At 70.0% G+C, this 25,370-nt stretch carries 21 protein-coding genes, 7 pseudogenes and 2 riboswitches; of the genes and pseudogenes, 18 read left to right on the forward strand and 10 right to left on the reverse strand.

Going from position 1 to position 25,370, the window contains the following annotated elements:
- Window positions 1-14: 14 nt before the first annotated feature.
- Both ACH4F6_RS32770 and ACH4F6_RS32775 read right to left on the reverse strand, forming a co-directional pair.
- A complete protein-coding gene (locus ACH4F6_RS32770; RefSeq protein WP_397964005.1) occupies window positions 15-413 on the reverse strand; it encodes a hypothetical protein in 399 nt (132 codons plus the stop codon).
- Window positions 414-788: 375 nt separating this feature from the next.
- Window positions 789-965 carry a hypothetical protein gene (locus ACH4F6_RS32775; RefSeq protein WP_397964006.1) on the reverse strand — a complete coding sequence of 59 codons (177 nt, stop codon included), beginning with the start codon at window positions 963-965 and terminating at the stop codon, window positions 789-791.
- Here ACH4F6_RS32775 and ACH4F6_RS32780 point away from each other — a divergent pair.
- The 3 genes from ACH4F6_RS32780 (at window position 964) to ACH4F6_RS32790 (ending at window position 4,650) form a co-directional block, all read left to right on the forward strand.
- Entirely contained in the window at window positions 964-1,305 is a 342-nt protein-coding gene (locus ACH4F6_RS32780; protein WP_397964007.1) for a hypothetical protein, read from the forward strand. The genes ACH4F6_RS32775 and ACH4F6_RS32780 overlap by 2 nt on opposite strands.
- Window positions 1,302-2,381 carry a response regulator transcription factor gene (locus tag ACH4F6_RS32785; protein ID WP_397964008.1) on the forward strand — a complete coding sequence of 360 codons (1,080 nt, stop codon included), beginning with the start codon at window positions 1,302-1,304 and terminating at the stop codon, window positions 2,379-2,381. The genes ACH4F6_RS32780 and ACH4F6_RS32785 overlap by 4 nt, the downstream gene beginning before the upstream one ends.
- A 988-nt stretch (window positions 2,382-3,369) precedes the next feature.
- The gene (locus ACH4F6_RS32790) at window positions 3,370-4,650 is read left to right on the forward strand and encodes an MFS transporter (RefSeq protein WP_397964009.1); all 1,281 of its coding nucleotides are present in this window, start codon (window positions 3,370-3,372) and stop codon (window positions 4,648-4,650) included.
- Window positions 4,651-4,821: 171 nt separating this feature from the next.
- Here ACH4F6_RS32790 and ACH4F6_RS32795 read toward each other — a convergent pair.
- Window positions 4,822-5,289, reverse strand: a pseudogene (locus ACH4F6_RS32795) (transposase); the annotation flags it as partial.
- 116 nt (window positions 5,290-5,405) lie between these two features.
- On the opposite strand from ACH4F6_RS32795, the pseudogene ACH4F6_RS32800 reads away from it, so the two are divergent.
- From ACH4F6_RS32800 to ACH4F6_RS32815, 4 genes and pseudogenes are all read left to right on the forward strand, one after another.
- Window positions 5,406-5,660: pseudogene (locus tag ACH4F6_RS32800) on the forward strand (transposase family protein); the annotation flags it as partial.
- Between the two features lie 122 nt (window positions 5,661-5,782).
- Window positions 5,783-6,597: pseudogene (locus ACH4F6_RS32805) on the forward strand (IS5 family transposase); the annotation flags it as partial.
- Window positions 6,598-7,000: 403 nt separating this feature from the next.
- Window positions 7,001-7,702 carry a hypothetical protein gene (locus tag ACH4F6_RS32810; RefSeq protein ID WP_397964010.1) on the forward strand — a complete coding sequence of 234 codons (702 nt, stop codon included), beginning with the start codon at window positions 7,001-7,003 and terminating at the stop codon, window positions 7,700-7,702.
- A 226-nt stretch (window positions 7,703-7,928) separates the two neighbouring features.
- A complete protein-coding gene (locus ACH4F6_RS32815) occupies window positions 7,929-9,470 on the forward strand; it encodes a PepSY-associated TM helix domain-containing protein (RefSeq protein ID WP_397964011.1) in 1,542 nt (513 codons plus the stop codon).
- Window positions 9,471-10,213: 743 nt separating this feature from the next.
- On the opposite strand, the gene ACH4F6_RS32820 is transcribed toward ACH4F6_RS32815, so the two are convergent.
- The gene (locus tag ACH4F6_RS32820) at window positions 10,214-10,618 is read right to left on the reverse strand and encodes a (2Fe-2S) ferredoxin domain-containing protein (protein ID WP_397964012.1); all 405 of its coding nucleotides are present in this window, start codon (window positions 10,616-10,618) and stop codon (window positions 10,214-10,216) included.
- Window positions 10,619-10,679: 61 nt separating this feature from the next.
- Window positions 10,680-10,804, reverse strand: a riboswitch (cobalamin riboswitch).
- A 166-nt stretch (window positions 10,805-10,970) separates the two neighbouring features.
- Here ACH4F6_RS32820 and ACH4F6_RS32825 point away from each other — a divergent pair.
- From ACH4F6_RS32825 to ACH4F6_RS32845, 5 genes and pseudogenes are all read left to right on the forward strand, one after another.
- Window positions 10,971-11,585 (forward strand): hypothetical protein, encoded by a 615-nt coding sequence (locus tag ACH4F6_RS32825; protein ID WP_397964013.1) that lies wholly within the window; start codon window positions 10,971-10,973, stop codon window positions 11,583-11,585.
- Complete coding sequence (locus ACH4F6_RS32830; protein WP_397964014.1) at window positions 11,554-12,303, forward strand: class I SAM-dependent methyltransferase; 750 nt, start codon at window positions 11,554-11,556, stop codon at window positions 12,301-12,303. Before ACH4F6_RS32825 ends, ACH4F6_RS32830 begins: the two co-directional genes overlap by 32 nt.
- A 55-nt stretch (window positions 12,304-12,358) precedes the next feature.
- Window positions 12,359-12,539, forward strand: a riboswitch (cobalamin riboswitch).
- Window positions 12,540-12,568: 29 nt separating this feature from the next.
- Entirely contained in the window at window positions 12,569-13,612 is a 1,044-nt protein-coding gene (locus ACH4F6_RS32835; protein WP_397964015.1) for an ABC transporter substrate-binding protein, read from the forward strand.
- An 82-nt stretch (window positions 13,613-13,694) separates the two neighbouring features.
- Window positions 13,695-14,723 (forward strand): annotated as a pseudogene (locus ACH4F6_RS32840) (FecCD family ABC transporter permease); the annotation flags it as partial.
- The gene (locus ACH4F6_RS32845; RefSeq protein ID WP_397964016.1) at window positions 14,720-15,538 is read left to right on the forward strand and encodes an ABC transporter ATP-binding protein; all 819 of its coding nucleotides are present in this window, start codon (window positions 14,720-14,722) and stop codon (window positions 15,536-15,538) included. The pseudogene ACH4F6_RS32840 and the gene ACH4F6_RS32845, both read left to right, overlap by 4 nt.
- Window positions 15,539-15,719: 181 nt before the next feature.
- On the opposite strand, the pseudogene ACH4F6_RS32850 reads toward ACH4F6_RS32845, so the two are convergent.
- From ACH4F6_RS32850 to ACH4F6_RS32860, 3 genes and pseudogenes are all read right to left on the reverse strand, one after another.
- Window positions 15,720-16,198: pseudogene (locus ACH4F6_RS32850) on the reverse strand (superoxide dismutase).
- Window positions 16,199-16,202: 4 nt separating this feature from the next.
- Window positions 16,203-16,542, reverse strand: a pseudogene (locus ACH4F6_RS32855) (transposase); the annotation flags it as partial.
- The gene (locus tag ACH4F6_RS32860; protein ID WP_397964017.1) at window positions 16,506-16,877 is read right to left on the reverse strand and encodes a helix-turn-helix domain-containing protein; all 372 of its coding nucleotides are present in this window, start codon (window positions 16,875-16,877) and stop codon (window positions 16,506-16,508) included. The pseudogene ACH4F6_RS32855 and the gene ACH4F6_RS32860, both read right to left, overlap by 37 nt.
- 185 nt (window positions 16,878-17,062) lie before the next feature.
- On the opposite strand from ACH4F6_RS32860, the gene ACH4F6_RS32865 reads away from it, so the two are divergent.
- Entirely contained in the window at window positions 17,063-17,899 is an 837-nt protein-coding gene (locus tag ACH4F6_RS32865; RefSeq protein WP_397964044.1) for a helix-turn-helix domain-containing protein, read from the forward strand.
- A 410-nt stretch (window positions 17,900-18,309) separates the two neighbouring features.
- Here the strand turns inward: ACH4F6_RS32865 and ACH4F6_RS32870 are convergent, their stop codons facing one another.
- On the reverse strand, window positions 18,310-19,140 hold the full coding sequence (locus tag ACH4F6_RS32870) for a class I SAM-dependent methyltransferase (RefSeq protein WP_397964018.1): 831 nt from the start codon (window positions 19,138-19,140) through the stop codon (window positions 18,310-18,312).
- A gap of 74 nt (window positions 19,141-19,214) precedes the next feature.
- On the opposite strand from ACH4F6_RS32870, the gene ACH4F6_RS32875 reads away from it, so the two are divergent.
- Window positions 19,215-19,802, forward strand: coding sequence for a TetR/AcrR family transcriptional regulator (locus tag ACH4F6_RS32875; protein WP_397964019.1), 588 nt, complete (start codon window positions 19,215-19,217; stop codon window positions 19,800-19,802).
- Between the two features lie 598 nt (window positions 19,803-20,400).
- Entirely contained in the window at window positions 20,401-21,435 is a 1,035-nt protein-coding gene (locus tag ACH4F6_RS32880; protein ID WP_397964020.1) for a transposase, read from the forward strand.
- On the opposite strand, the gene ACH4F6_RS32885 is transcribed toward ACH4F6_RS32880, so the two are convergent.
- Complete coding sequence (locus ACH4F6_RS32885; protein ID WP_397964021.1) at window positions 21,320-21,838, reverse strand: hypothetical protein; 519 nt, start codon at window positions 21,836-21,838, stop codon at window positions 21,320-21,322. The two genes, ACH4F6_RS32880 and ACH4F6_RS32885, sit on opposite strands and share 116 nt — an antisense overlap.
- A gap of 624 nt (window positions 21,839-22,462) precedes the next feature.
- On the opposite strand from ACH4F6_RS32885, the gene ACH4F6_RS32890 reads away from it, so the two are divergent.
- Window positions 22,463-23,029 carry a winged helix-turn-helix domain-containing protein gene (locus tag ACH4F6_RS32890; protein WP_397964045.1) on the forward strand — a complete coding sequence of 189 codons (567 nt, stop codon included), beginning with the start codon at window positions 22,463-22,465 and terminating at the stop codon, window positions 23,027-23,029.
- Here ACH4F6_RS32890 and ACH4F6_RS32895 read toward each other — a convergent pair.
- Window positions 23,022-23,237: pseudogene (locus ACH4F6_RS32895) on the reverse strand (hypothetical protein); the annotation flags it as partial. The gene ACH4F6_RS32890 and the pseudogene ACH4F6_RS32895 sit on opposite strands and share 8 nt — an antisense overlap.
- Before the next feature lie 210 nt (window positions 23,238-23,447).
- On the opposite strand from ACH4F6_RS32895, the gene ACH4F6_RS32900 reads away from it, so the two are divergent.
- Window positions 23,448-24,371 carry an MEDS domain-containing protein gene (locus ACH4F6_RS32900; RefSeq protein WP_397964022.1) on the forward strand — a complete coding sequence of 308 codons (924 nt, stop codon included), beginning with the start codon at window positions 23,448-23,450 and terminating at the stop codon, window positions 24,369-24,371.
- Window positions 24,368-25,321 carry an anti-sigma factor RsbA family regulatory protein gene (locus ACH4F6_RS32905; RefSeq protein WP_397964023.1) on the forward strand — a complete coding sequence of 318 codons (954 nt, stop codon included), beginning with the start codon at window positions 24,368-24,370 and terminating at the stop codon, window positions 25,319-25,321. The genes ACH4F6_RS32900 and ACH4F6_RS32905 overlap by 4 nt, the downstream gene beginning before the upstream one ends.
- Window positions 25,322-25,370: the final 49 nt, after the last annotated feature.

Genomic DNA, 25,370 nt, shown 5'->3' on the forward strand with positions numbered 1-25,370 from the left:
TGTGTCAGCCGTTGTCAGGGGTAGGTCATCGGGCAGCCGTTCCGCAGGGAGTACTGTGCGGCGCGCAGGTAGAGCGCGACGTAGAAGGCCGCGTCCCGGTCCGCGGCCCACGGTCCCGGCCGCATCCGGGCGGTCCGCTCCGCCCCGCCCTCCAGGAACCACAGGCTCAGTGCGAGGTTCTCGCCCGTGGGTATCGCGTCCACGGGCAGTCCGACGGCGTCGGCCAGCCGCTCGGCCAGGGCGAGCACCCGCGGGGCTCCGGCGACCGCTGTCTGTTCGCCGGAGTACGCGGTGCCGACGGGGAGCACGATCTCCTCCTCCAGCGCGAGGGGCACCAGCACGCTCCAGTCGAGGAGGGTCGACAGCTCCGAGTCGGTCAGCCGCGTCCTGCACAGCGCCACGAAGCCGTCCATGGACGGGCTGACCTTCTCCTCGAACCAGCCCGGCGTCTCCCGTGCCGCTGCCGCAGCTCGTAAGGGGGCAGCCCGCGCCGCTCCAGCTCGGTGTTCAGCGCGGCGGCGACGTCTCCGTACCCGTCCTTTCCCGGCTGCGACCAGTCCTGCGCGGCGACACTCACCAGATAGACACCCATGATCGCAACGTAGCGGCCGCCACCGGCAACGTCCCGGCCCCTCGAGGCAACCAGCGGGCAAGCTCGGCGAGTTCCGTCGAAGTGATCGACTGACCAGTGTGGTACCGCTTACGCTGCGTGCTCGGGGAGAGTGGGGCTGGGCGGGGGTACATGGCTGATCCGATCGAAACCGTTGCTCCGGACGATTCTGGTTCGGTCACACCGCGGCGCTGGGCCTCTTCTCCGCCGGTACGTACTGCAACGGCAGCGTCGCCTCCGAAGGCTGGGTGAACGAGGCCAGGTCGTCGTCGCTGTGGTGGGAGACCACGTGCGGCGGCGAGATCCGGCTGGAGAAGCACTTGTCCGCCCAGACGGACGCCTCCGGCGGCGTCATGATCTATGTGACGCTGCGGCTGTACGAGGACACGAACGTCACCAACACCGACCTCGACGCGGAGTTGGACTTCAACCGCTACGTCCCGGCCGGGCAGATCTCCACGCTCAGTGAGATCACTCTGCGCAGCGGCGAGAACGGCGGCAAGGACTGGGCGAAGCTCAACCTCTCACCCTGCACAACGACCGCTGACGGCACGCCTGGGCGGGTCACCTGGTTCACCGGCCCGCCCGGGTCCGCCGCCGTTCCCGGTTCCTCGGGGCGCGGCAACCGGAGCCATGGCTCCCACCTGCGCGAACAGCACCCGGCGACGACACTGGGCGCTAGCCTGGGGCCATGAAGCGCAACGGGGGAGATCTACGCGCGGGTCGTGTCACGGACGCGGTGTCACGGGCGGCGCGGTCCGCGCGGACCGTGGAGGAGTTCTTCGAGAAGGTCAAACGGGCCACGCGTCCGGCGCTGCGGTTCGACATCTGGGCCGGTGTGACCGTGGACCCGCAGACCCTGATGAACACCGGCGGCGACTACCGCGATGCACTGCCGCCGTCCATGATGCCGCGCATGCTCGACATCGAGTACCGGGAGGGCGACGCCAACGACCTGTCCCAGCTGGCGACCAGGGCGAAGCCCGTGGGCCTGCTGAGCCGCGAGACGGGCGGCTGTCTCGAACGCAGCCCCCGCTACCGGGACATCATGCGGCCACTGGGGTTCCGGGACGAACTGCGGGTGCTGCTGCGTGACCGGCACGGAGCATGGGGCGCGCTGATCATGGGGCGCGCGCAGGACGCGCCCGCCTTCGCCCCGTCCGACCTGGCCGTGGCGGCCTCGCTCGCTCAGCCGCTTGGCTCCGTACTGCGCCGGCTGCACCTGACCCGGCTCGCCGAGGCCGGCGCGTCGGCGGCGGCACCGGGTCTGGTGCTGCTGGACGGGGAGTACCGGGTGGTGCACCGCACCCCCACCGTGGACATGTGGTTCGAGGGCCTGGCCGGCGAACCGGCCCCGTCCGCGGGTGATCGGTTGCCTCCTGCCGTTTACGCCGTGGCGGCCGCGGTCCAGGCGCCCGACGCGCCGGGAACCCGCACCTCCTGGATGCACAGCCGTGCCCACGGCTGCGTGCGGTTGCACGCCTGGCGTCTCGGCCGCTCCGACACGACGGGGGCCCGCACCGCCGTGGTCGTCGAGAAGGCGGGCCCCGGCGAGCACTTCGGGCTGATCGCCGCGGCCTACGGGCTGACACCGCGCGAGAGGGACGTCACCGGGCTGGTTCTGCGCGGGCACTCCACCGCCGACATCGCACGCCGCGCCGGGCTGTCCCCGCACACGGTTCAGGACCACCTCAAGTCGGTGTTTGACAAGACCGGCCTGCACAGTCGGCGCGAGCTGGTGGCCGGCGTCTTCGCCCGCCACTACCTGTGACGTACGCGCAACGCGTCAGCCATCAGGCCTCCCTAGGGTCGGCCCTGCGACGGCGGGGGTCTGCCCTCGCCTCGGGATGGGGCCGGTGAGCGCCGCTGCCATGCGGCGGCCACCGGCCCGGTGTGCGATGTGCCGGTTCGGTGTCGGTGGGTGGGTGTCAGTGACGGCGCGTCAGGACTGGGTGTTTTCGACGGTCGGGCGTTGAGGAAGGGCGGCGTCACTGTCGTAGGGCAGTACGTGCGGCGGCCGGGGCTGTCGTGGAGCGGTACACCCCCGCTCCGCTCCGCTGTCTTGGGAACGGTACTTCTGATCCTTCCGGGGGCTGCGTGGCGGCACGGTGGTCGGTGTCGGTCTTGCGCGGGCGGAAGGGTGTGGGGTGGGGGAGCCGGGCGCGTGGGGTGAGGTCACGGCGGGGTTGAGGGTGTCCAGGCCGGTGCTGGTTGCGCGGCTGCTGGAGCTGGATGCGGCCGGGGCGTTGACGACGGCGCATGTGCGTGCGGGCGCCCATGTCGGCGGGGTGAATGTGCGCACGGTGTGGCGCTGGCTTCAGGCGGCGCGGAGCGAGGGCCGCATGGAGCCAAGGCGCGGGCCCGACTGGAGGTGGCCGACCAGGCGTGGGAGGTGCTGGCGCAGGCAGGCGGGAACGTGGCGGCGCTGCGTCGGCCGCGGCCGCCGACCCCGGCGCACGCTCCCGGGCAGGCCGGCCCGAGCAGCTCCTGCACGCCCATCGCTGGCGCGCACCACCCTGGGCTCCGCACCGCCGGCAGCGGCAACCCAGTGCGGGCCGGCATCCTGATGATCAGAAAACCACCATTCGCGCATGATAAACGCCTCATGTGCGCCTTATGCGCGATTTTGTGTACGCGAGGGCAGCATAATCAGCACCTGTTTCTGATCCCAGCTCTGAGATGCGTCTGGTGATGTCTTGATCACGGGGTGGTTGGTTCGAGTCACTACGCTGAGCGCCTTCACACCTCGGGAGGTTCGGTTGGTACGGCGGAGCACGCTCGGGCGGGACTTCCGGCAGTTGTGGGGCGCCTACGCGGTCAGCGCAGCAGGCAGTGCCGTCGGCATGGGGGCATTGCCGTTGATTGCCCTCCTGGTGCTGGATTCCTCTGCGTTCCAGGTCTCTTTGCTCGCGGCGTTGTCCGCGGTGGCCAGTGGAGTGATCGCTCTGCCGCTCGGTGTGCGTATCGAGCACCAGTACAAGCGGCCGGTCATGATCACCGCCGACCTGGCCCGCTGCGTTCTGCTGGTGAGCGTTCCGGTCGCCATGGCTTTCGGAAGGCTCACCTACACGCAGTTGTGCGTCGTAGGGGTTCTCCAGACGGCGGCGTCTGTCGCGTTCGACGCGGCGAGTGGCGCGCATCTGAAGGCACTTGTCCCGCCCGAGGACCGCCTTCGTGCCAACAGCCTGTTCGAGACGACCAACTGGATTAGCGTCAGCGCCGGCCCGCCCATGGGCGGGCTCCTGATCGGGGCACTGGGCACGGCCGCCACGATGGTGGTCGACGCGCTGTCCTTCCTCGGATCGGCCCTGGGCATCCGTCATATCCGACAGCCCGAACCCGCGCCACCGGCCCGCGCCGCCACCTCTCACCTGGGCCGCGACATCGCTGCCGGTTGGCAGTACCTCCTGCGGCACCCAGGACTGCGGCCGCTGTTCTTCAACGCGCTGCTCTTCGGTGGATCCATCATGATGACTTCACCACTGATGGCCGTCCTCATGCTGGATGACCTTGGCCTGGCACCGTGGCAGTACGGACTCGCACTGGGACTGCCGTGCCTGGGCGGCGTGCTGGGTTCACGCTTGGCCCCGCTGCTCACCCAGCGATTCGGGCAGCGCCGGGTTCTGTTGCTGTCCGGGGTTGCACGCACCCTCTGGACGATCCTGCTGCCCCTGACGCCCTCCGGCGCCCTCGGCGTGCTCGTCATCGTGGCCGCCGACTTCGGCCTGCTCTTCTCCGCCGGTGTCTTCAACCCGTCGTTCACCACGTATCGCATGTCGGCCACACCGGACGCCTTCATGTCCCGCGTCGGCACATCCTGGTCCGTCGGCTCGAAGACATGCCAGGCCGCCTTCATGATCGCTGGTGGTCTCATCGCCGCCCCAGCGGGGGTCCGCGGTGCCCTGCTCATCGCGGGGCTGCTGTGCATGGCGAGCGCGCTGCTCCTGCCATGGCGGAGGGAACGCATCTCCGCGAGCAATGTTCCGGCGCCCACGACGGAAGCGGCCCCGTCACCAGCCACGGATAGTCCCTCCGCATAGCGGCTTCGCCGGATTGCAGTGATGCGGCTCTGTCGGGGTGGGGAGAGCAGTGCTCAGGGGCTGTGTCCGGGCCCGGTGGACTCTTGATGGCGCTGCTGGCCGTCAGGGCCGAGATGATCAGTCTCGTTGGGCCTCGCGGGAGGCCGGCTGTCCTGCCCTGCGGAAGCTTCGGCGGGTGATGCGCCTGGTCATAAGAGTGATCGCGGCCCAGGTGAGGAGCGATTCCGAGTGCTGGACGAGCCGTTCGTAGTCGCGCGCGTGTCGACGGGCGTGCATGACCCAGGCGTGTGAGCGTTCGACGACCCGGCGCCGGAGCAGCACGACGAACCCGAAAGCGTCCTTCGGGCGGCCGACGGTCTTGATCGTCAGGTTCAAGTAGGTCTTTGCCCAGGTCACGACCTGTCCGGCATAGGCCGAGTCGGCCCAGACGATGGTGATCTCGGGGTGCACCAGCCGCAGCCGGAACAGTACGTCTTTGGCCGCGCTGCGGTCGGTCATGTCGGCCGGGGTGACCCTGGCGAACAGCGGGAGGCCCTTGGTGTCCACGACCAGGTGCCGTTTACGGCCGTTGATTTTCTTGCCGGCGTCGTAGCCGCGGGAGTCCTTGCTGACGGTCTCGGCGGCCTTGATTGACGGCGATGTGTCGGCTTCGTGTCAGTGAGAGCGCGTCAGTGAACCGTTTTCATCCTGTCCTGTAGAGGTGATGGTGCAGGTCAGCGGGGTGGTGTGACGAGGCGAGGCTCCTGGTCGTTGCGGTGGTGTTCTCTACGCACCATGCTTCGTCCGAGGAGCCTCGCTTGGTCCCGTATCGAGCCACGCTCGACGTCCCGCATGAGCTGGTCGAGCATGTCTCATGGCTGACCTATGCCCGAAGGTGTGAACGCGGCACGCGGTGGCGCAAGCTGGGCTGCTTCCACCAGGCCCTGCTGATGCTGGTGCCTCTACGCAAGAACGAGACGCTGCCCCAGCCCGCGACGGGATTCGGAATCTCCACCGCAACCGCCTGGCGGTTGACGTCAGCAAGGTCCCCACCCATAACCACACCAACGACCGACCTGGTCAGCAGTCACGGCAAGCACCGTTGCAGTACTAACACCGTGTCCTATGTGGTGAGGCGGTCGTTGGGCCATGCATGGGGCGGGGTACGTGGAGTTGGATTGTGCCGGACGGGCTGTGGGAGATCGCGAAGCCGCTGATCCCTCCGTCGAAGGTGCGGCCGCAGGGCGGCGGGACGCGGGACACGCCTGATGAGACGCTGTTCGCTGCGATCATCTACGTGCTGGTGTCCGGCTGTGTCTGGCGGGCGCTGCCGCCGTGCTTCGGGATATGGAAGTCGACCCCCCACCGGCGGTTCGTCATCTGGTCGAGAGCCGGTGTCTGGGGCCGGCTGCACGAGGCCGTGCTGCACCGGCTCGACGACGCCGGTCTCATCGACATCTCGCGCGTCGTCCTCGACACCGCCCACGTCCGCGCCAAAAAAGGGGTGAACACACAAGTCCGAGCCCCGCGGGCCGGGGCAAGCCGGGTTCCAAGATGCACACCCTGTCGGACGCGAACGGACTGCCCCTCCTCGTCGGCGTCTCGGCCGCCAACACCCACGACAGCGAAGGGCTGAGGCCCATGGTGGAGGGTGACCAAACGAGACACGACCCCCACAACGGCCGGTACTCCAAGCCCCAGCGCCTGCATGCAGACAAGGCCTATGGCCGTGCTGACCTGCGTAGACGGCTACGGTGGAAGCGCACCGGGGTACGCATCGCGCGTAAGGGCATCGAGTTCAGCGAGCGATCAGGGCGGCGCCGCTGGGTCATCGAACGGACCATCTCCTGGCTCTCCGGCCAGCGTCGGCTCAGCCTCCGCTACGAACGCAAACCCCGCAACTACCTGGCCTTTCTTGGCCTGGCCGCCGCTGTCTGCTGCTACAGACGACTCGTCCGCCTCACCACATGGGACACGGTGTCAAGGTTCCGCCGGGGTCTTTCACTGTCATGGAACACCGAGGCTGGGTCAAGACCCGCGCCTCCTTGGGGAACCTGGTCACCGCTGCCCGTACCGTACGCGGGGAGCTGGACGCTTCCTGACCGCGGGGTCCCGACGGGGTAGGGCGCCTCGAGGGTTTTGGCCCATCGGTCACTGGTGCGGACGATTTCAGTCACCGTAGGATCCCGCTGCTCCGCCGTGTACGCGCCCGCCCCTGCCCTGTCGTGAACGCGCACTGTGGTGGTCAGCCACGTCACATGCTCCGGCCGTCACCGGGAATGCCTCCCGGCTGAGGTTGAACAATGGCTGACCCGCGCGCGTAGTGAGTTCGCAAGTGGTATGAGCCACCCGACGAACGCGAGGAGAAGTGATGGCCGGCCATGGCCCGCTCCGCGCTGTGCGGGTGACGGTGTTCAGCCTGGTGTGCGTGCTGCTGGCGGCCGCCGGTCACGGCGTGGCCGGCGGTCATCGACCGTCCCTGGCCCTGCTGGTGCTCGGCGGCACGGCTGTCGCCCTCACGGCGGGGCGTCTCGCCGGCCGCGAGCGCACCCTCGGCCAGATCACTGGTGCGGTCACGGTCACGCAGGGCGCGCTGCACCTGCTGTTCGTGCTCGCCGGTCCCGCTCATTCCCATGCCTCGTCCTCTGCGCAGCAAGGACGACACGCTGACCCGGCTGCACATATGGGGTACGTGCCGTATGCAGGGCATTACGGCTCCGAGGTCGTGGCGGGAGCTGCAGAGGCAGGGGCGGAACCCGTCGGCATGACCGCGGCCGCCGCCCACCTCAGCCCGCTCATGCTGCTCGCGCACCTGTTCGCCGGGCTCGGTGCCGCCTGGTGGCTGCGTCAGGGAGAGGCCCTGGTGTGGCGGCTGGGCCGGCTGCTGGGCGCACCCGTGTCGGCGGTCCTGCATGCGCTGGCCCTGCTGCGGCGGTGGTCACGGTACCGGGCGGAGCTCTCGCGTAGTCGCGTCCCACCGGGCTTCCGGGCGGGGCGTGAGGCAGCGTGCCGTACCCGGGTGCTGCGACACGCGCTCGCCCGGCGTGGGCCGCCCGTTCTGTTCACCCGCTGATCCGGCCGAGCCGAGGGAGTCGACGGACCTCTCGCCCGGCCGGTGTTTCCACCGCCCGTGTCCCGGGGCCGCCCGGGCGCACGCGGCGGCCGTCACGCGTACGCCGCGCATCTCTCCTGCCCGCTCATCGCGGTGCCGACGGCGCGCGGCGCGTGCCCTATCGGCAGTGAACAGAACTCCGGCCCCCTCCGTACGGGCCGGCACGACTTCAGGAGCCAACCCGCTCATGAGTACCCACTCCCACCCCTCCGCCGACGGGATCCCACCCGCCGGCTCCCCGGGCCAGACGCCGGCACCCGCTCCCTCCGACGAGGCCGCGTCCACCGCGATCGCCGCCGGGGCCGCACCGGCCGAGAACGGCGGGGCCGTAAGCCGTCGTACCCGTTCCGGCTGGTGGCCCCTGCTGACCCGGCTGCACTTCTACGCCGGCGTCCTGGTCGCCCCGTTCCTGCTCGTCGCGGCGCTGACCGGGCTGGCGTACACCGCCGTACCGCAGCTCGACCAGCTCGTCTACAGCGAGCAGTTGCGGGTGGAGAAGGTGGGTGTCACGGCGAAGCCGCTCACCGAGCAGGTGGCGGCCGCCCGCGAGGCCCATCCCGAGGGCAGTGTCGCCTCGGTCGTGCCGCCCGAGGCGCCGGACCACACCACCAAGGTCGTGCTGTCCGTGCCCGAGCTCGCCGAGCAGGACAAGCAGCGCACCGTCTACGTCGATCCCTACACGGGCGAGGTGCGCGGCGCCCTGACCACGTGGTCCGGTTCGACCCCCCTGGCCACCTGGCTGGACGACCTGCACCGCCATCTCCACCTCGGCGAGACGGGCCGCCTGTACTCCGAACTCGCCGCGAGCTGGCTGTGGGTGCTGGTACTGGGCGGTCTTCTGCTGTGGTTCGGACGCCGCCGCACCTACGCGGGCGGATCGAAGCGCCACGCGGTGCTGCCCGAACGCGGGGCACGGGGTGTGCGCCGCAGCCGCAGTCTGCACGCGGTCACCGGGGTGTGGATCTCGGCCGGCCTGCTCGTCCTCAGTGCCACCGGGCTGACCTGGTCGGCGTACGCCGGTGAACGCTTCACCGAACTGCGCACCTCGTTGAGCGCATACGCGCCCGAACTGGACACCTCCATCTCCGGTGGCGCGCAAGGCACTTCCGGGCACGACCACTCCAGCGGGCACGAAGCCGCAGCGGCGGGCGGCCTGCCGGCCGGGCTCACGGTGGACCAGGTGCTGGAGAAGGCCCGTGCCGCGGGACTCGACGGTCCGGTGGAGATCGGCACGCCCGCCGACGACAAGAGCACCTGGTCGGTCGCCCAGACCGACGGACTGTGGCCCGTCCGCCTGGACCAGGCGGCCGTCGATCCGCACACCGGCGAGGTCACCGCGCGAGTCGACTGGGCGGACCACCCGGTGCTCGCCAAGCTCAGCACCCTCGGCGTGCGCGCCCACATGGGTACCCTGTTCGGCCTGGCCAACCAGATCGTCCTCGCGGTCATCGCGCTCGGCCTGACGTCGGGCATCGTGCTCGGCTACCGCATGTGGTGGCAGCGCCGGCCCACGCGTGGGGACCGCCGCGCGCCGGTGGGCCGCGCGCCCGCCCGCGGCACGTGGCGGCACCTGCCCTGGCCCGCCCTGGCCGTGGCAGCGCCGCTGATCATCGCGGTCGGTTGGGCGTTCCCCTTGCTGGGCTGGTCCCTGCTGGCCTTCCTGGCCCTCGACGCACTGCTCGGCCTGATCCACCACAGGCGGGTCGGCCGCGCTGCCGTGCGCGCCTGACCTCACGGCAGGGTCCTTGTCGGTCCGGCTCGTGGCAACGGTCGCGGTCGGCACTGCCGGCGTACCCCGTGCAGGACCCCCGGGACCTTGCTGCACGCAGCGTGCAGCAAGGTCCCGGGGGCGGGAAGAGGAGGGATCCCGTGAACGCTTTCGCCGACTCCCGTCGTGCGCGTGCCGTGCGGCGAGGACGTCCTCGCCCACGCCGGCGCGCTGCGCTCGGTCCACGTCGACGCCTTCTGCGCACCGCCCTGGAACGGGGACGAGGAGAAGGCCGCCGAGTTCGCCGCGCGCCTCCCCCGTGACGCGCGCGCCCCCGGTTTCACCGCCGCGGTGGCCGTGGAGGGCGGGGGCGTGCCCGGCTTCGTCGGCGGGTGGACCACGCTCCTGCCTTTCCCCATGGACCGCTGCTGTCCGCAGGCCGCCGCAGGCCTCGTCGCCCGACGGACCGAGGACCGGCTGTACGACGCCTTCAGGGTGGACGAACTCGCCGTCCGGCCCGGCGCGCACGGCGGCGGGCTCGCCGGAGAACTGCTGGAGGCGGTCACCGCGGGCGCCCCCGAGGGTCCCAGGCTGTTCACCTCCGTCCGGGCGCCCCGGGCGGTGGCCTTCTGCCGCCGCCCGGGCTGGACCCGGGCCGCCCACCCCTTCCCCGACGGCAAGGGCATCGTCGTCTTCCCCGGCCCGCGCCGTCCCGCCCGCGGCCTCGTCCCGCTGCCGTTCCGAGCCGTGGCGGTCCGCGCCGCTCAGGGAGCCGTACGGCGGCGCGGTGGGGTGAAGGCGTACAGGTCGAGGATCTCAGGCCGGGGAGCGACGCCGGGGCCGCCCGCCCGTACCCAGGCGACGATGTCCTCCGTCGCGTCCGGGTCGTTCACCAGGCCGAACCACACCGGCCGGGCTCCGGCCGCCCGCCCCGCGGACGAGGGCTGCACGACGACCACGTTCGCCTGGTCGCACACGTCCAGGCAGGCGGAGACACGTACGGGTGCCTCCGCGCGCAGACGTGCGGACTGCGCGGCGTGGTCGACGCCGGTCACCTTCGGCGTACCGCAGCAGCAGTCCCGGCACACGACGATCCGGCACGGCACACCACCGGCCGGTCCCGCGGTCTCCTCGGCGCCGAACGCCTCACCGTCCGTTGTCTCGAACATGCCGAAACACCCCTCTCTCCGGGGAGATCCGCCCCGGCGTCCTTCAAGGAGGCGACGACGTGAGTCTCCTGGCTCTCGGGTCACAGCTCGTCCCGGCCTTCCCACCCTTCGAGGGGCAGTGGCCTGTTCGGGATCCGCTCACCGATCACAGTGGCGGGACCGCGCCGGATTCGCACCGGCTTCCTCGGACCGTCGTCGCCCTGTCGCCGGCCATCATCCCATCAAGTCCGTCCCCCGCCCTCGGAAGCCCGTGCCGGCCTTCCCCGGCCGACGGCCGAGGACCGGATCACTCGGGCTCGTGAGCGTGCGGACTCGTCGAAGGTGGCTCGGCCGGGCGTTTTCGGCCACCGTCATGGCCGGACGCGACCACGAGGACGAGCTCGCCTTCTACCTCTACTTCCACTTCCAGCACTTCCTGGCGGTGTACGCCGTCGAACGGGCCTCCGGCGTGTTCTACAGCCTGGTCCTCCTGGTCTGCTTCACGCTCGTCATCGTCGTCCAGCCCCTCGCGTCCGGCCTGATCCGGCGCATGCCCTACGCGACGGCCCTCGCGATCGGCTTCACGGGCCTGGCGGCCGGGCTGGCCGCCCTGGCGGTCGGCACCCGGCCGGCCCTGCTGGCGGGCGGAGCGCTGATCACCCTGGGCGACATCGTCCTGTTCCTCAAGAACGACCTGGAGGCACTGCGCCGCAGCCCGCGCTCGGACGCCGTGGTCTTCGGCCAGCAGCGGTTGGCGGCGGGACTCGGCGCCTGCGCCAGCGGAGTGCTGGGCGGACAGCTGTACGGCCTCACCGAACGCGCGAGCCAAACGGGCTGGTTCTGGCTGCTGGCCGCAGCACAGTGCCTGGTGCTGCCCCCCGCGCTGCTGGCACTGCGCGATCGCGGGGTGAAACACACCCACCCACACGATGACGACGAAGGAGCACTGAGACCGCATGACACGGACGGACGGGTTCCAGGACGATGACTTCTGGACCGAGTTCCACGACTTCCTGTTCCCCGAACAGCGCTACGAGCAGGCGGAAGACCTGCTGGACAGCTCTCCGCTGCTGTCCTTTCCCCGGGGTTCTCGCGTACTCGACCTGTGTTGCGGTCCAGGGGTGTTCACCGTGCCACTCGCCCGGCTCGGTCACGACGTCACCGGAGTGGACCTCAGTCCAGCCATGCTGGAGCGCGCACGCAAGAAATCGGCTGACGCCGATGCCCACGTCACCTACGTACGGGCCGACGCGCGCGAGTACGAGGCACCGGGCGCGTTCGACGTCGTCCTCAACATGTTCACCTCGTTCGGATACTTCGAGGAGCCCGCCGACAACGCCCGCGTGCTGCGCACCATGTACACCTGCCTGGCACCCGGCGGCACCCTCGTCCTGGACCTCGCCGGCAAGGAACTGCTGGCCCGCAGGATCACCCCGCCCAAGGTGGTGCGACGCGGCGACGACCTGATGGTGCAGACCGACACCGTGCTGGACGACTGGGCACGGCTGCGCAGCGACCGGGTCCTGGTCCGGGGCGAGCGGGTGACGCGTACCACCCTGGTGTGGTTCGTGTACAGCGCGGTCGAGTTGCGGCGGATGACGCGGGAGGCGGGATTCGGCCGGGTGGAAGTCTTCGGCGGTTTCGACGGCCGTCCCTACGACGAGAACGCCGAGCGGCTGGTGCTCCGGGCGGTCCGGGAGGCGTGACGGAGGGCGTGGGGGAGTGCGGGTGGGTCAGCACGCCCTTTCGACCCGAGCTCGGCGGATCGTAGTATCACCGGGTCATCGCCGCGACGGGAGACAGGAAGCCGGTGCGAATCCGGCACGGTCCCGCCACTGTGACCGGGGAGTGCCCCCTCCGACATGCCACTGCGCGAGCCGCAGGAAGGCAGGAGGGCGTCGATCCGGGAGTCAGGACACTGGCCTGTCGCGGGCCCGTTCCGAGGAGCGCGGACTCCCCAGGAGGCTTCACGTGTACGACGGCACGTTCCGTCCCCCCCTGTTCACCCCTGCCCGCAGGCGTCACGCCCTGCGTGCCACGGCCGCGGCCTTGGCCCTGTCGGCGGCCCTGCTGACCGCCGGCTGCGGATCGTCGCAGGACACAGCCCGGGCCGCGGAGGCCACGGCCATGCCGGCCGACGGCTTTCCCGTCACCATCGACAACTGCGGCGTGAAGACGACGTACGACAAACCGCCCTCCCGTGTCGTCACCGTCCACCAGCACCCGGCGGAGCTCATGCTCGCCCTAGGTCTGAAGAACCGCATGGTCGGCACCTCCTTCCCCGACTCCGCCGTCCTGCCCGAGCTGAAGCAGGACTACGAGTCGATTCCGGAACTGGCGAAGAAGGAACCGTCCTTCGAAACGGTTCTGGAGGCCGATCCGGACCTCGTCTACGGCGGCTACGGCAGCGCCTTCGCCGAGAACGAGGGCCGCTCCCGCCAGGCGTTCGCAGACGCGGGCATCGACACCCACCTCAACCGTGAGTACTGCGGCAAGAAGCGGGTGACGATGAAGGACACCTACGACGAGGTCCGCACCATCGGCCGGATCTTCGGCGTCTCTGACCGGGCGGACAAGCTGGTCGCCGACCTCGAAGGCCGCGTCGACAAGGCCGCCACCACGGTCGAGGGCGAGCCCGAGGTGCCCGTCTTCGTCTACGACAGCGGCGACAAGACCGCCTTCACCGCGGGCGGCAAGAGCCTCGGCACCGAACTGATCCGGCTGGCCGGCGGCAAGAACGTCTTCGGCGACCTCGACGACGTCTTCGGCGACGTCTCCTGGGAGCAGGTCGTCGAGCGCAGGCCGGAGGTCATCGCGATCTACGACTACGCCGACGCCGGGAGCGTCGGTCAGAAGAAGGAGTTCCTGCTGTCCCAGCCCGCCCTCGAGGACGTACCCGCCGTCAAGAACAAGCGCTTCGTCGTGCTGCCGCTGACCGCCACCCTGGTCGGGGTCCGGTCCGCGTACGCAGTGGGGGACCTGGCCCGCGGCATCCACCCCGAGAGCTTCGCGTGACGGCCCCGGCACCCGTCCCGGCGCCGAGCAGGCCGGGCCACAACGGCAACAGGCCGAGAGGCGGGCGGGCCCGACCGGTCTCGCCCTCACGCTCGTCGTCCTGGCCGTCCTGCTGGCGGTCTCCGCCACGGCGGGCCTGGCCATCGGCTCGGTGCAGGTGCCGCCCGGCCAGGTATGGGGCATCGTGACGCACGCGCTGGGCGCCGACTGGGCGGATGCCGACTGGTCACGGGCGCGGGAGACCATCGTGCTGGACGTGCGGGCACCGCGCGTGCTCCTCGGGGCCGTGGCCGGCGCCGGACTGGCGGTGGTGGGCACCACCCTGCAGGCCCTGATCCGCAACCCGCTCGCGGAGCCCTACCTGCTCGGCGTCTCCTCCGGGGCGTCCCTGGGCGCCGTCGTGGTGATCGTGTTCGGGGTGACCTGGTTCGGGCCGGTGTCGCTGTCGGTCGCCGCGTTCGCGGGCGCGCTGGGCGCACTGCTGCTCGTCTACGCCACCGCCCGCACCGGCGGCCGGATCACGTCTGCACGGCTGGTCCTGTCCGGTGTGGCCGTCGCCGCGGTGCTCACCGCCGTGCTGGACCTGCTGCTGCTCACCACCGACCGGGGCAACGAGGCCCGCGCGGTCCTCGCCTGGACCCTCGGCGGTCTCGGCGGCGTCAACTGGGACACTCTGTGGCTGCCCGGCGCCGCCCTGCTTCTGGGCATCGGCATCCTCATGGTGCAGGCCCGCAACCTGAACCTGTTGCTCGCCGGTGAGGAGGCCGCGACGACGATGGGGCTGGACGTGGCCCGCTTCCGCGCCCGCATGTTCGTCCTGCTCTCCCTCGTCACCGGCATCCTCGTCGCGGCCGCCGGGCCGATCGGCTTCGTCGGGCTGATGCTTCCGCATATCGTGCGGCTCGCCGTCGGTGGCGACCACCGCCGCGTCCTGCCGACGGCAGCGCTCGGCGGCGCGGTCTTCCTCATCTGGGCCGACATCGCCGCACGCGTCGTCGCCGCGCCCATGGAGATACCGGTCGGTGTGCTCACCGCACTGTGCGGAGGCCCGTTCTTCCTTTGGCTGATGCGCCGCGACGCCCGGCGGAGCACCACCCGAGGAGGGGCATGACCGGCACGGAACTCGTCATCGACGGAGTCACCCTCACCGCCGGCGCGCGCCGCCTGGTCGAGGACGTCTCCCTGACCGCCCGGCCCGGCGAGGTCATCGGCCTGGTCGGACCGAACGGCAGCGGCAAGTCCAGCCTGCTGCGCGCCGTCTACCGCGTCCTGCGCCCCACCACCGGCCGGGTCGATGTCGACGGCATGGACGCCTGGTCGCTGCCCGTGCGGCAACTCGCCCGAACGGTGGCAGCGGTCGTACAGGAGTCAGGTGCCGAGTTCGACCTCTCGGTGCGTGAGGTCGTCGCCATGGGCCGCACCCCGCACAAACAGCTGCTTGACGGCGACACCCCCGAAGACGCCGACCTGATCCGGTCGGCGCTCGCCGCGGTGGACGCCACCGACCTGGCCCACCGCCCCTTCGACCGGCTCTCCGGCGGCGAACGCCAACGCGTCCTCATCGCCCGCGCCCTCGCCCAGCAGCCGTCCCTCCTCGTCCTGGACGAACCGACCAACCACCTCGACATCCGCCACCAGCTGGAGGTCCTCGGCACCTTGCGGCAACTGCCCGCGACGGTCCTGGTGGCCCTGCACGACCTCAACCTCGCCGCGTACTACTGCGACCGCCTCTACGTCCTGCGCGACGGCAGCGTCACGGCCTCGGGCTCGCCCGTCGACGTCCTCACGCCCCAGTTGTTGGCCACGGTCTACGGCGTGACGAGCGAGGTCACCATCCATCCACGCACAGGCGCCCCCCAGGTGACCTTCCTCCCCGGAGCACCGCCCCTGGCCGCTCAAGTCGAGGCGGGTCCCCCCGTCTCGTGATCGTCGGCGCCGTTTTCGCCGGTCATCCCGTGATCAAGCAGCGCCGGTGCCGACCCGTCGTCGTCCGACCGCGGCGCGGAAGGACCCCCGCAACCGGTGTGCTTGCGGGGGCCCTTCGCCGCGCCGGCCCGGTGAACGGTGAGAAGACGATCACGAGCAGGACATCTGCGTGGCCACGGCGTCACGGCTTGAGGAGCAGGCTGTCGCCGCGCTCCTTGGCGGCGGCGGAGCGCTTGGCCACGTCCTGCCAGTCGACGACGGCCCACATCGCCTCGATGAAGTCGACCTCCTGGTTCTTGTACTGCAGGTAGAAGGCGTGCTCCCAGGCGTCGAAGACCAGGATCGGGGTGGAGCCCTGCCCGACGTTGCCCTGGTGGTCGTAGACCTGCTCGACGATCAGCCGGCCGCTCAGCGGCTCGTAGGCGAGCACACCCCAGCCGGAGCCCTGCGTGTGGTGGTGGCGGTCTTGGACAGCTGGGCCTTGAAACCGGCGAAGGAGCCGAAGGCCTCGGTGATCGCGTCGGCCGGCTGCTCCAGTGTGTCATTCGCACCCTTCACGTACGCCGCGTGATGTTTGTCGTGGTGCAGGTCGATGATCTCCGGGCTGAGGACCGGAGCGAGCGCCGAGCAGTCGTACGGAAGTTCCGGGAGCGTGTACACGGGCGTGTCCGGTGCCCTTGCGGGCGGTTTTCGGCGTGATGCCGTGAGCGCGCAGGAGCCGACGATATGTGTCGTAGTCGTAGCCGCGGTCGGCGAACAGCCGCCGTGGGCCGGTGACGTGGCCCGCCCACCAGGCCGCGGATGCGGGGAATCGCGTCCGGCAGGGGGCATGAGCGGGGTGACGTCGTGACGGTTTTCGCTGGTCAGCGACATTGCGAGGAGTGTTTCGTGCCGATCGGTGATCACATGGTGCTTGCTGCCCCGGCGGCCGCGGTCGACCGGCGAAGGTCCGGTGTGAGCCCCCCCTTCAGGTCCCGGACGTGCGAGCCGTCCGCCACACGCCTGACTTGCTGATCGTCACGTCGTGGTACCGCTTGAGGTACATCGCGATCTTCTCCGGGCCGAAGTGGTAGTTCTGCCGGAGATAGATGATCTTCCCGACCACCTCGACGTGCGTCGCGTTCGGGGATGTCTTGGGTGCCTTGGAGCGGGTGCGCAGGCCCTCGACGCCCTCGGCCCGGCAGCGGCGGTACCAGGTGGAGTAAGCCTGCCGACTGATCCCGAAGTACCGGCAGGACATCGCGACGTTGCCGCTGACCTCTTCGACATGGCGTATGACGGCCAGGCGCCGCTTGGCCTCACGGTCAAGCGGCGGGGTGGCGGGACTGGACTTGGGCATGTGGATCTCCGCAGTGATCGGAGACCCAGGTGTCAACGATGATCGTCAGTTTTAGACCGACAGTGGACCTGCTTAGCTTCATGCTGTCCCTGTCTCAGGACTTCTTGAACCCATGCTCGGGTGTACGGAAGTAGAGACCCTGGATGGTGATTTTCCTGGGCTGGGCGGCTCGTACACTGACGAAAATGGAGGACCACACGGCCACCGGGATCGGTGCACGTCCGGCGCGCGTCTTGCGGGAGTACGTCGACTCGTATGTCGGCTTCGACCTCCGCGGGCTCCCGGCGGGGGTGCACTGCGGCCCGCCGAGCCGCGCGCTCACTGCGGTGATCAGCCTGTCAGATCCTTTGGAGGTGGCGACAGGCGTTGACGACGGGTCACCGGTCACCCGATTCGGCAGCGTGGCCGGCGGTCTGATGTGCCGGTCCGTCGCGATTCACCATGACGGACGCCAGCAAGGTGTTCAGGTATCGCTGACACCGCTCGGGGCCCGGGCCGTCTACGGCATGCCGTCTGCCGAGCTCGCCAACCGACTGGTCCCACTTGACGAGCTTCTCGGAGCCCTTGCCGTCGAGCTGGTCGACCGGCTCCGATCGGCGACAACATGGGCGGCGCGGTTCACCGCGCTGGACGAATTGTTCCTCCGAGCTGTCGGCCGCAGCGCCTGCGGCGACCATGTGCGCTGGGTGCGCCCCGAGGTGGCCGAGGCCTGGCGCCGCCTCGTCGCCGCGCGGGGTTGCGTCCAGGTTGGTGCGGTCGCCGCGGAACTCGGCTGGAGCCGTCGGTACCTCACCGAGCGGTTTCGCGGTGAGGTGGGCCTGTCGCCGAAGACCTTCGCCCGAGTCTTGCGCTTCGAGCACGCGCACGAACTGACGGCGACGCAGGACCCGCTCCCGTGGGGCGATGCGGCAGCAGTCTCTGGCTACGCCGACCAGGCCCATCTCGTCCGGGACTGGCGCGAGTTCACGGGCCGATCGCCGACGGCCTGGCGTCGCAGCGAAGTCCTCCTCGGAGCCGGGTAGCCGCCAACCGTCCGCCCCTCGCGTCGGCTTCTCTTCCCTTTTCTTCAAGACCGCCCGATAGACGGCATCGTAGGCAGATGACCGGCCGCGGATGGGCGAGACAACCCAGAAGACAGCGATCGCCCTGCCGACCGGATGGCATCTCGGCCAACCGAACCCATCGCGCTACGCCCGGAAGCCCCAGGCCCTGTCTGCTGCTGTTCGGACGTCCGCGCCCGTCGGCGCCGGTGAATCCCGTCAAGGGCAACAGTGCTGACCGTGCAGTGGTCAGATGGCGCGAGTACCAATCGTGCCGCTCGCCGGGACGGACCGTTGGACTGAGGTCCGGTGCAACAAGCCGGTGAACCTTCCCCGCTCCTCGGCGGGTGTCGCCGAGCTCATCAGTCGGCGACATCTAGCGTTTGCGGTGGTCAGGCCGTATTGGATCGGGTCGCGGTGATCACGACGGATGTGTAGGGCATGGTGGTGTGGCCGCCGAGCTCGTCGATCGCGTTCCTGGCGCTGTTCAGGACCTCCGCCATTTTGTCTGCGGGGAGTTGGGTGAGGCCGCCGAAGGTGGGGAGCTGGTCGAGCCACTCCTCTCGGGAGTAGGTGTGCTCCCAGGTGAAGCGCCACTGTTCCGGCTCGCTGAAGCTGCCGGTCTGCCGGATCCCGTCGGCGATCTTCGCGAACAGTGGCTGGTAGGCGTCCACGGCCGATCCGCTGAGCAGGCCGGGGTTGAACGGGGAATCGGGAGCGACCCGGTGGAGTGCTTCAGCGAGGGCGTCGATCAACTGGACCGGAAGCTGGGGGACGTGGTGGAAGGGGGCGAGTCGGCCGCCGGGCCGGAGCACCTGGGCCGCCTTGGCCGCGCCGGCGACGGGATCCACCCAGTGCCAGGCGGTGCCGGCGATGACCGCGTCGAACTGCCGCCCGGCTGGCTGCCAGTCCTCGAACCTGGCGACCTCGACCTCGATGCGGCTGCGGCGCGCGAAGGCGGCCATCCGCTCGTCGGGCTCGACACCGAGCACCGTGCAGCCGGCCGCCTGGAACTGCCGGGCCTCGATGCCGGTTCCGGCTCCGACGTCGAGGATGTACCGACCGGGGCTTGCCGCGATGATCCTGTCCACCAGGGCCTGGGGATACGGCGGTCGGGCGCGGTCGTAGCGTTCGGCGTCCACGCCGAACGACTCGGCCGTCTGCCGGTGGCGGTAGGGCTCGGGGCCGGACGTGTCCGGCTGTCCCTGCGATAAAGTGGGCATGCGCCCACACTAATGGGCGGTTGCCCACTTGTTAAGGCTGGGGCGGCGCGGAAAGGGAGACAATGCCGTCAGGGGTGCACATCCGCAACGTGCGCGGCCAGTTGTTCGAAGCCGCCGAGCGCGTGCTGCTTCGGAACGGGCCCGACGCGTTGACCAGCCGGGCGGTCACGGAGGAGGCGAACTGCGCCAAGGGCGTGCTGCACCGGCACTTCACCGACTTCGATGCCTTCCTGGCGGAACTCGTCCTCGACCGCGTCCGCGGCATCGAGGACCGAACCACGACTCTGCGCGCGGCCGCCGGCACCGGGAGCGTGGTGGACAACCTCGCCAACGCGCTGCAGGACCTGTTCGGTCCGGTCACGGTGGCAATCGTCGCGCTCATCACCTTCCGCGAAGGCCTCCGCGCGCGGCTGCGCGAGGCCGGTCTGACCGGTATCCCACTGGCCGCACAGGGCACTGCCATGATCGCCGCATACCTCACCGCCGAGCGGGAGTCGGGGCGTCTGGCCGGTGACGCCGACATCGACACACTCGCCCCCACCCTCGTCGGGGCCGGTCACCTGCTGTTCGCCGACCGGACCAGCGCCCCACCGCAGACCCCCGCCGTCCGCAAGATGGTGACCACCGTCATCGCTGGCGCCTTGCGGCCACCCGAGCCGTGACCTAAACGCCAGGTTGCACGTCGCTCCGCCCGCCTCTGCCCCAGATCTGGTAGGCCTCCGCAGCGAGTTCGGGGTTCTGGTGGTCGTGGTCGGGGTCTGCGCAATGCCCGACCACAGCCCTGACCATGGCGGCGCTTATGGATGTCGGGTGTGCATCCAGCCGACCCTGCGGTTGGGGTGGGTGACGGGGCGCCATACGGGTGCGGTGGGGTCGTGGTGTCCGTGCTTGGGGGCATTTCGGTGTGCCGGTGGGCTGTGGGTTGGTGGCTGCGCAATCTGCCGTCCTGGTCTGCGCGGTGTGCTGGCCTGTGTGGTTGGGGTCATGGGCGGTTCGTGGTCGGGGCGGGCTGTTGCTGCGTCGGGGCGGTGGCGTGTGACCTCCCCAGGTCTTGTCCGCCACCGCCCCGCCGTGTGCCCGCCGGCACCCGGATGTCCGCTCCTTCGTCCAACCGTCCGTCCTGCTACCCCGCCTTTAGCCTCGCGCTTTCACGAAGCGGGTTGTCCAAGAGCTGACCAGAAACGAGGAAAGTGCCTTTGACCTGCAACGATAGGACTTGCTGAGGGTCCTGTTAGCTGCAAGGGAAAGAGCACTTTCCAGGTGAGAGAGCCTATCTCGTCGTACCCGAGTGTCCGTGTCCAGGAGGACGGCCGTCAGGTGGTCTCGCAGGCCGGTTCGGTCCTGCTGGTGGAGACGGTCCGCAAGGTGGGCCTTGACCAGGCGATATCCGCCGCATTGGCGCCGTGGCGGAGGCCGCGGGCCGTCCACGACCCGGGGAAGGTCGTCCTGGACCTCGCCCTGGCGGTCGCGCTGGGCGGGGACTGCCTGGCCGATGCCGGCCTGCTGCGGGCCGAGCCGGCCGTGTTCGGGCCGGTTGCCTCGGACCCGACGGTCTCCCGCCTGGTCGATACTCCCGCCGTCTCCGGCGACACCGCCCTGCAGGCGATCCGGTCCGCACGGGCCGAAGTCCGCGAACGCGTCTGGTGGTTGGCCGACCGGAAGGCGCCAGACGCGGACGGGACGGTGACCACCGACCTGGACGGGGTGCTGGTGATCGCGCACTCCGACAAGCAGGACGCCGCCCCGACCTGGAAGCGGACCTACGGCCACCACCCGCTGATGGGTTTCGTCGACCACGGCCCGGGCGGCACCGGGGAACCCGTCGCGGCCCTGCTCAGGCCGGGGAACGCGGGGTCGAACACCGCCGCCGACCACATCACCGCAGCCCGCCTGACCCTCGCCCAACCACCGAAGAAATACCGGCGCGGACGCCAGACCCTGATCCGCACCGACTCCGCGGGCGGCACCCACGACTTCGTCTCCTGGCTCGCCCGGCGCGGGCGCTGGCTGTCCTACTCCGTCGGCATGGTGATCACCGACGCGCGGGCCGCCGCCCTGCCCGCCCTCAGCCGCAGAACGCGAAATGGTCCGCCAACTCCGTCGGCGGACCATCACGAAAGTCCGAGGCCAAGTTCTGTTTCTCTGGTCACCTGGGCCCGCAACCGGTCAAGCTGGGCCCTCACCAGCCGTGCTGGGCGTCCCCCAGTACGGTGCCGCCGAGGTACGCGGCAAGTCTCTTGGCGCGTGGAAGGTCGCCCAATTTGTCGACGTGGACGAAGACTGTGTGGTGGTTAGTCGGCTTTGACCAGTTGACGTCGTCGCAGTTGAAGAGGATCTCCACGCCGTCGTACTTGGCAAAGCCGTACGAATCCGTCTCCGCGTCGTCCGGCCACCTGCCGTGCAAGCCCATCGAGGCGATGCCTTGCCCCACAGCCCTCACGAACCGGTTCTCCACGGTGCCCGGTGGCACGTAGTGCAGGACGGACAGAGGCAGCTCCGGCTCCAGGAGGGAGCGGTCCGCCGTGGCGATGTCCAGGCCGAAGTCCAGAAAGTCACGTGTTACCGGGTCCCTTCGGGGCTTGGTGTAGTTGAACTCGGCCTCGGGCAGCACCGCCGCGATCCGCCGCGCGTCCTCGACGGTCAGCAGATCGGCCATCAGGGTCACCTCGTCGTCGTGCTCCTCCAGCAGAGCGTTCAAGCGCAATGCCTGCGTCCACGCCTCGACGGCATCAGTAGTACGAAAGACCGGGTAAGCCTGTGAGTTGCCCACGCACCTCACCTTTGCATGCCACAGTGGTGATGCTCAGCAGTGGATCCCGGTGAACGTGTTGGGGAGCGAGTTACCAACCGGCCCGGATGAGAACGGCGGCAGGTGCGTCGAAGGGCTCGTTCCGCTCACCGAGCCGGTCGCGGACATGACGAAGAGTGTCCGCGAGGGCCAGGAAGTATCGGTGCGGATAGCCGCCGTCGACCTGGAACGCGGTCCCGTGTTGTCCTGGCGGCCGAAGGAGCGGCCTAGAACTTTCCTAAAGGGTGTTACACAACGGACTCGGCGCCGATTTCACGTCATGATCCGACCTGCCGACAGTTGCAGTTTGTCCAGTATTGCGGCGACTGGTGACGCTCGTTGAGCTTGCCGGTGGCGTGCTGCAGGATCTTCAACTGCCTTGTGCAACACCCTTTACTGTGCTTTTCGTTGGTTCTGTGGTGGTTGGGGCTTCGGCAGTGTGAGCATGATGGTGTGTCTTCCAGGCCGCGGGATGCTGTTGCTGATGTCTTCGTTCTGCCGCTGACGCGGCCGCAGTTGGCCGAGGCCCGTCGCATGCGCGCGGCCGAGTTGTTCGAGCGGAGACGTCCTTCATCCGAGGTTGCCCGGGCGGTGGGGATGCATCCCGAGAGTGTGCGCCGGTGGAAACGCCTGTGGGAGCAGGGCGGGGTTCAGGCGCTGCGGCGGCGTCCGGCTACGGGTCGGCCGCCCGAGCTGGACGACGCCCAGGTCGAAGCGGTGCGAGCCGCTTTGGAGCAGGGCGCCCTGGCGCACGGGTTCGAGGCGGACCTGTGGACGCTGGAACGGGTCGGCGTGGTGGTTGAGCGGGTGACCGGGGTGAGGTTGGCCCGGGCTTCGGTATGGCGCCTGCTGACCGGGCGGCTGGGATGGAGTCTGCAGCGGCCCGGGCGCCAGGCCGTCGAGCGGGACGAGTTCGAGATCGCCCGATGGGTCGCCCAACCGGTCCATAGGGCGTGGAAGAGGGCCGGGAGAACGCGCGGTGTCCCGGTAGCGAGGGTGCCGGTATCCCGACAACCAGCCCAGGTTGGCAGCGGACAACCGGTTCTGGAGGTGAGGCGACCCTGTACAGCCATCCCACCGTACGTGCCGCCGCTGCCATGACGTCAGCACGGTGCGTGAGCCGGGGAGAGATCTCCCCGCGTCCGGCACAGTCGAGCAGCAGACCGCCGCCGTCGCTGAACCGTGCCATCAGATGCGGCGCATGCGACACCGCAGTCCCATTGGATTCCCGCCAGGACAGCTCTACAGGCCGACATGCCATCGTCATGACCGAAGGATCACGGTCCAGCAGCATCACCTGGGTGCGCATGACACTCGAGCCGTAGTGCACCAGCCGCCCGGTCGTAGCCGACCACCATCAAACGAGACCGTGGTGGAGTGACCCATCACCCAGGACGGTGCCGTCGGCAGCGCCTGCCCGCTCGCATGACACCTACGGCTGCGCCCTTGTGATGCGGGAGGTCCGTCCGCCGGTGGGTGTGTGACCGCCCCCTGGACCACCGGGCCCTGAGATAGGCTGATGGCCGCCCTGTGCGCGGGCAGCCAGAACACGCGGGAGGGCAGGCTGATGCGGGACGTGAGCGGATCGGCTGACGGCGACGCCGCGGCGGCCCGTCATGTGGCGGTGGAGTACTCCACCGACGACGAGTGGGCCGCCCATCTCGTGCCCTTCGTCCGTGCGGGCTTCGACAGGGGCGAGCAGGTGCAGTACTTCGCGGACGCCACCGACCCGCGCCTCGTGATCCATACGCTCGCCGAGCGGGGCGTGGACGCCGACTCCGCGATCCGGCGCGGACAGCTCGTGGTGACCACCGCCGACGAGACCTACCTGATCGGGGCCCGGTTCGACCCCGACGCCATGATCGGACTGTGGCGCCGCGCCGTCGAGGCCGCCGCCGGTCAGGGGTACGGGAACCTGCGGGTGATCGGCGAGATGTCCTGGGGCGCCCGGCACATAACCGGCGCGGAGCGCCTGCTGGAGTACGAACTGCGCATCCACCACGAGGTCTTCGAGCAGTTGCCGCTGACGGCCTGGTGTTTCTACGATCGCCGCCTGCTGGCACCCGAGGCCCTCGACGCGCTGGTGGGAGCCCACCTGACCCGGGCGGGGACCGCACCTCGCCCCCACGCCCGGCCCGGCCTCTCGGTCGCGCCTCTGGCCGGCCGGCCCGGCTTCCGTCTGTCCGGATCCGCAGGCTACGAGAGCCGCCGCGTGGCCGCCTCGGCCTCGGCCGCCATCGCCGCGTCGACGGTGAAGGACATCACCCTGGACCTGTCCGGCCTCGACCACCTCGACGTCTCCGCACTCGCCGACATCGCCCGCGCCGCGCAGCGGCGCCCGTCGGAGGCACCGGTGCGGCTCGTCGGGGCGCCGCCCGTGCTCCACCGCATGCTGGAACTCTTCCCCGAGCTGGGGGCCGGCCTCCAGGGGGCCGACCAGTGACGACTTACGCATCGGCGCCGACGGAGAGCCGGGTCGGCCCGTCCTTCCACCACCCCGCCCTCTTCTACACCACCGAGGAGGACTACCTGCGGGGCGTCGCCGCATTTGTCCGCACGGAGGCGACCGGCGGGCGCCCTGTCCTGGTCGCCGTTCCCGGTCCGCGGCTGCAACTGCTCCGGGAAGCCATCGGCACCGGACACGCGGACGTCACCTTCGTCGACATGCGACAGGCCGGGCGCAACCCCGGGCGCATCCTGTCGCTGCTGCAGAACTTCGCCGACCAGCACCGGGACCGGCGCCCGTCCATCGTGGGCGAACCGATCTGGCTCGGCCGCACCGCGGCGGAGATGCGTGAGGCGACCCGCCACGAGGCGCTGATCAACCTGGCGTTCGACGGCCGGCCCGTCACGATCCTGTGCCCCTACGACACCGCCCTGCCGGAGCCGGTGCTTGCGGAGGCGCACCGCACGCACCCCGTTGTCGGAGATCCCGACGGCTACCGGCACAGCCCGCGCTATGAGGACCCGCTGACAGTGTGCCGCGACTGCGACGAGCCCCTGGAGGAGCCGGCGGATCCACTCGTCCTGCACTTCACGGAGCAGGACCTCGCCGATGTCCGTGACACCGCAGGGCACTGGGCACGGACGGCCGGCCTGTCCCCTGATCGGCACACCGACTGGTTGCTGGCCGTCAACGAGGCCACCGGCAATTCGGTGCGGCACGGCGGAGGGCAGGGCGTTCTGCGGCTGTGGCGCACGGCCGACACTCTGGTCGCCGAGGTGCGGGACCGCGGACGGCTCACGGACGCGCTCGTGGGCCGGCGCCGTCCCGATCCGCTGTCGCCGGCCGGCGGCCGTGGCGTCTGGATGATGCACCAGTTGTGCGACCTGGTCGAGATGCGCACTCCGCCGACGGGCCTGATCGTTCGTATGCACCTGGCGCTGGACTGAGCGGTGCGTTGCAGGGACACGTCGTCACATCGACCTCGTACGTGCTCAC

The organism is Streptomyces sp. NPDC017936, from assembly GCF_044328485.1.
Lineage (GTDB): Bacteria > Actinomycetota > Actinomycetes > Streptomycetales > Streptomycetaceae > Streptomyces.

Bases quoted from the DNA above. Each gene is read 5' to 3' on its own strand.
- ACH4F6_RS32770 (WP_397964005.1), bottom strand. From the start codon at position 413: ATGGACGGCTTCGTGGCGCTGTGCAGGACGCGGCTGACCGACTCGGAG.
- ACH4F6_RS32780 (WP_397964007.1), top strand. From the start codon at position 964: ATGATCTATGTGACGCTGCGGCTGTACGAGGACACGAACGTCACCAAC.
- ACH4F6_RS32775 (WP_397964006.1), bottom strand. From the start codon at position 965: ATGACGCCGCCGGAGGCGTCCGTCTGGGCGGACAAGTGCTTCTCCAGC.
- ACH4F6_RS32785 (WP_397964008.1), top strand. From the start codon at position 1,302: ATGAAGCGCAACGGGGGAGATCTACGCGCGGGTCGTGTCACGGACGCG.
- ACH4F6_RS32810 (WP_397964010.1), top strand. From the start codon at position 7,001: ATGGCCGGCCATGGCCCGCTCCGCGCTGTGCGGGTGACGGTGTTCAGC.
- ACH4F6_RS32815 (WP_397964011.1), top strand. From the start codon at position 7,929: ATGAGTACCCACTCCCACCCCTCCGCCGACGGGATCCCACCCGCCGGC.
- ACH4F6_RS32820 (WP_397964012.1), bottom strand. From the start codon at position 10,618: ATGTTCGAGACAACGGACGGTGAGGCGTTCGGCGCCGAGGAGACCGCG.
- ACH4F6_RS32825 (WP_397964013.1), top strand. From the start codon at position 10,971: ATGGCCGGACGCGACCACGAGGACGAGCTCGCCTTCTACCTCTACTTC.
- ACH4F6_RS32830 (WP_397964014.1), top strand. From the start codon at position 11,554: ATGACACGGACGGACGGGTTCCAGGACGATGACTTCTGGACCGAGTTC.
- ACH4F6_RS32845 (WP_397964016.1), top strand. From the start codon at position 14,720: ATGACCGGCACGGAACTCGTCATCGACGGAGTCACCCTCACCGCCGGC.
- ACH4F6_RS32860 (WP_397964017.1), bottom strand. From the start codon at position 16,877: ATGCCCAAGTCCAGTCCCGCCACCCCGCCGCTTGACCGTGAGGCCAAG.
- ACH4F6_RS32865 (WP_397964044.1), top strand. From the start codon at position 17,063: ATGGAGGACCACACGGCCACCGGGATCGGTGCACGTCCGGCGCGCGTC.
- ACH4F6_RS32870 (WP_397964018.1), bottom strand. From the start codon at position 19,140: ATGCCCACTTTATCGCAGGGACAGCCGGACACGTCCGGCCCCGAGCCC.
- ACH4F6_RS32890 (WP_397964045.1), top strand. From the start codon at position 22,463: ATGCGCGCGGCCGAGTTGTTCGAGCGGAGACGTCCTTCATCCGAGGTT.
- ACH4F6_RS32900 (WP_397964022.1), top strand. From the start codon at position 23,448: ATGGCCGCCCTGTGCGCGGGCAGCCAGAACACGCGGGAGGGCAGGCTG.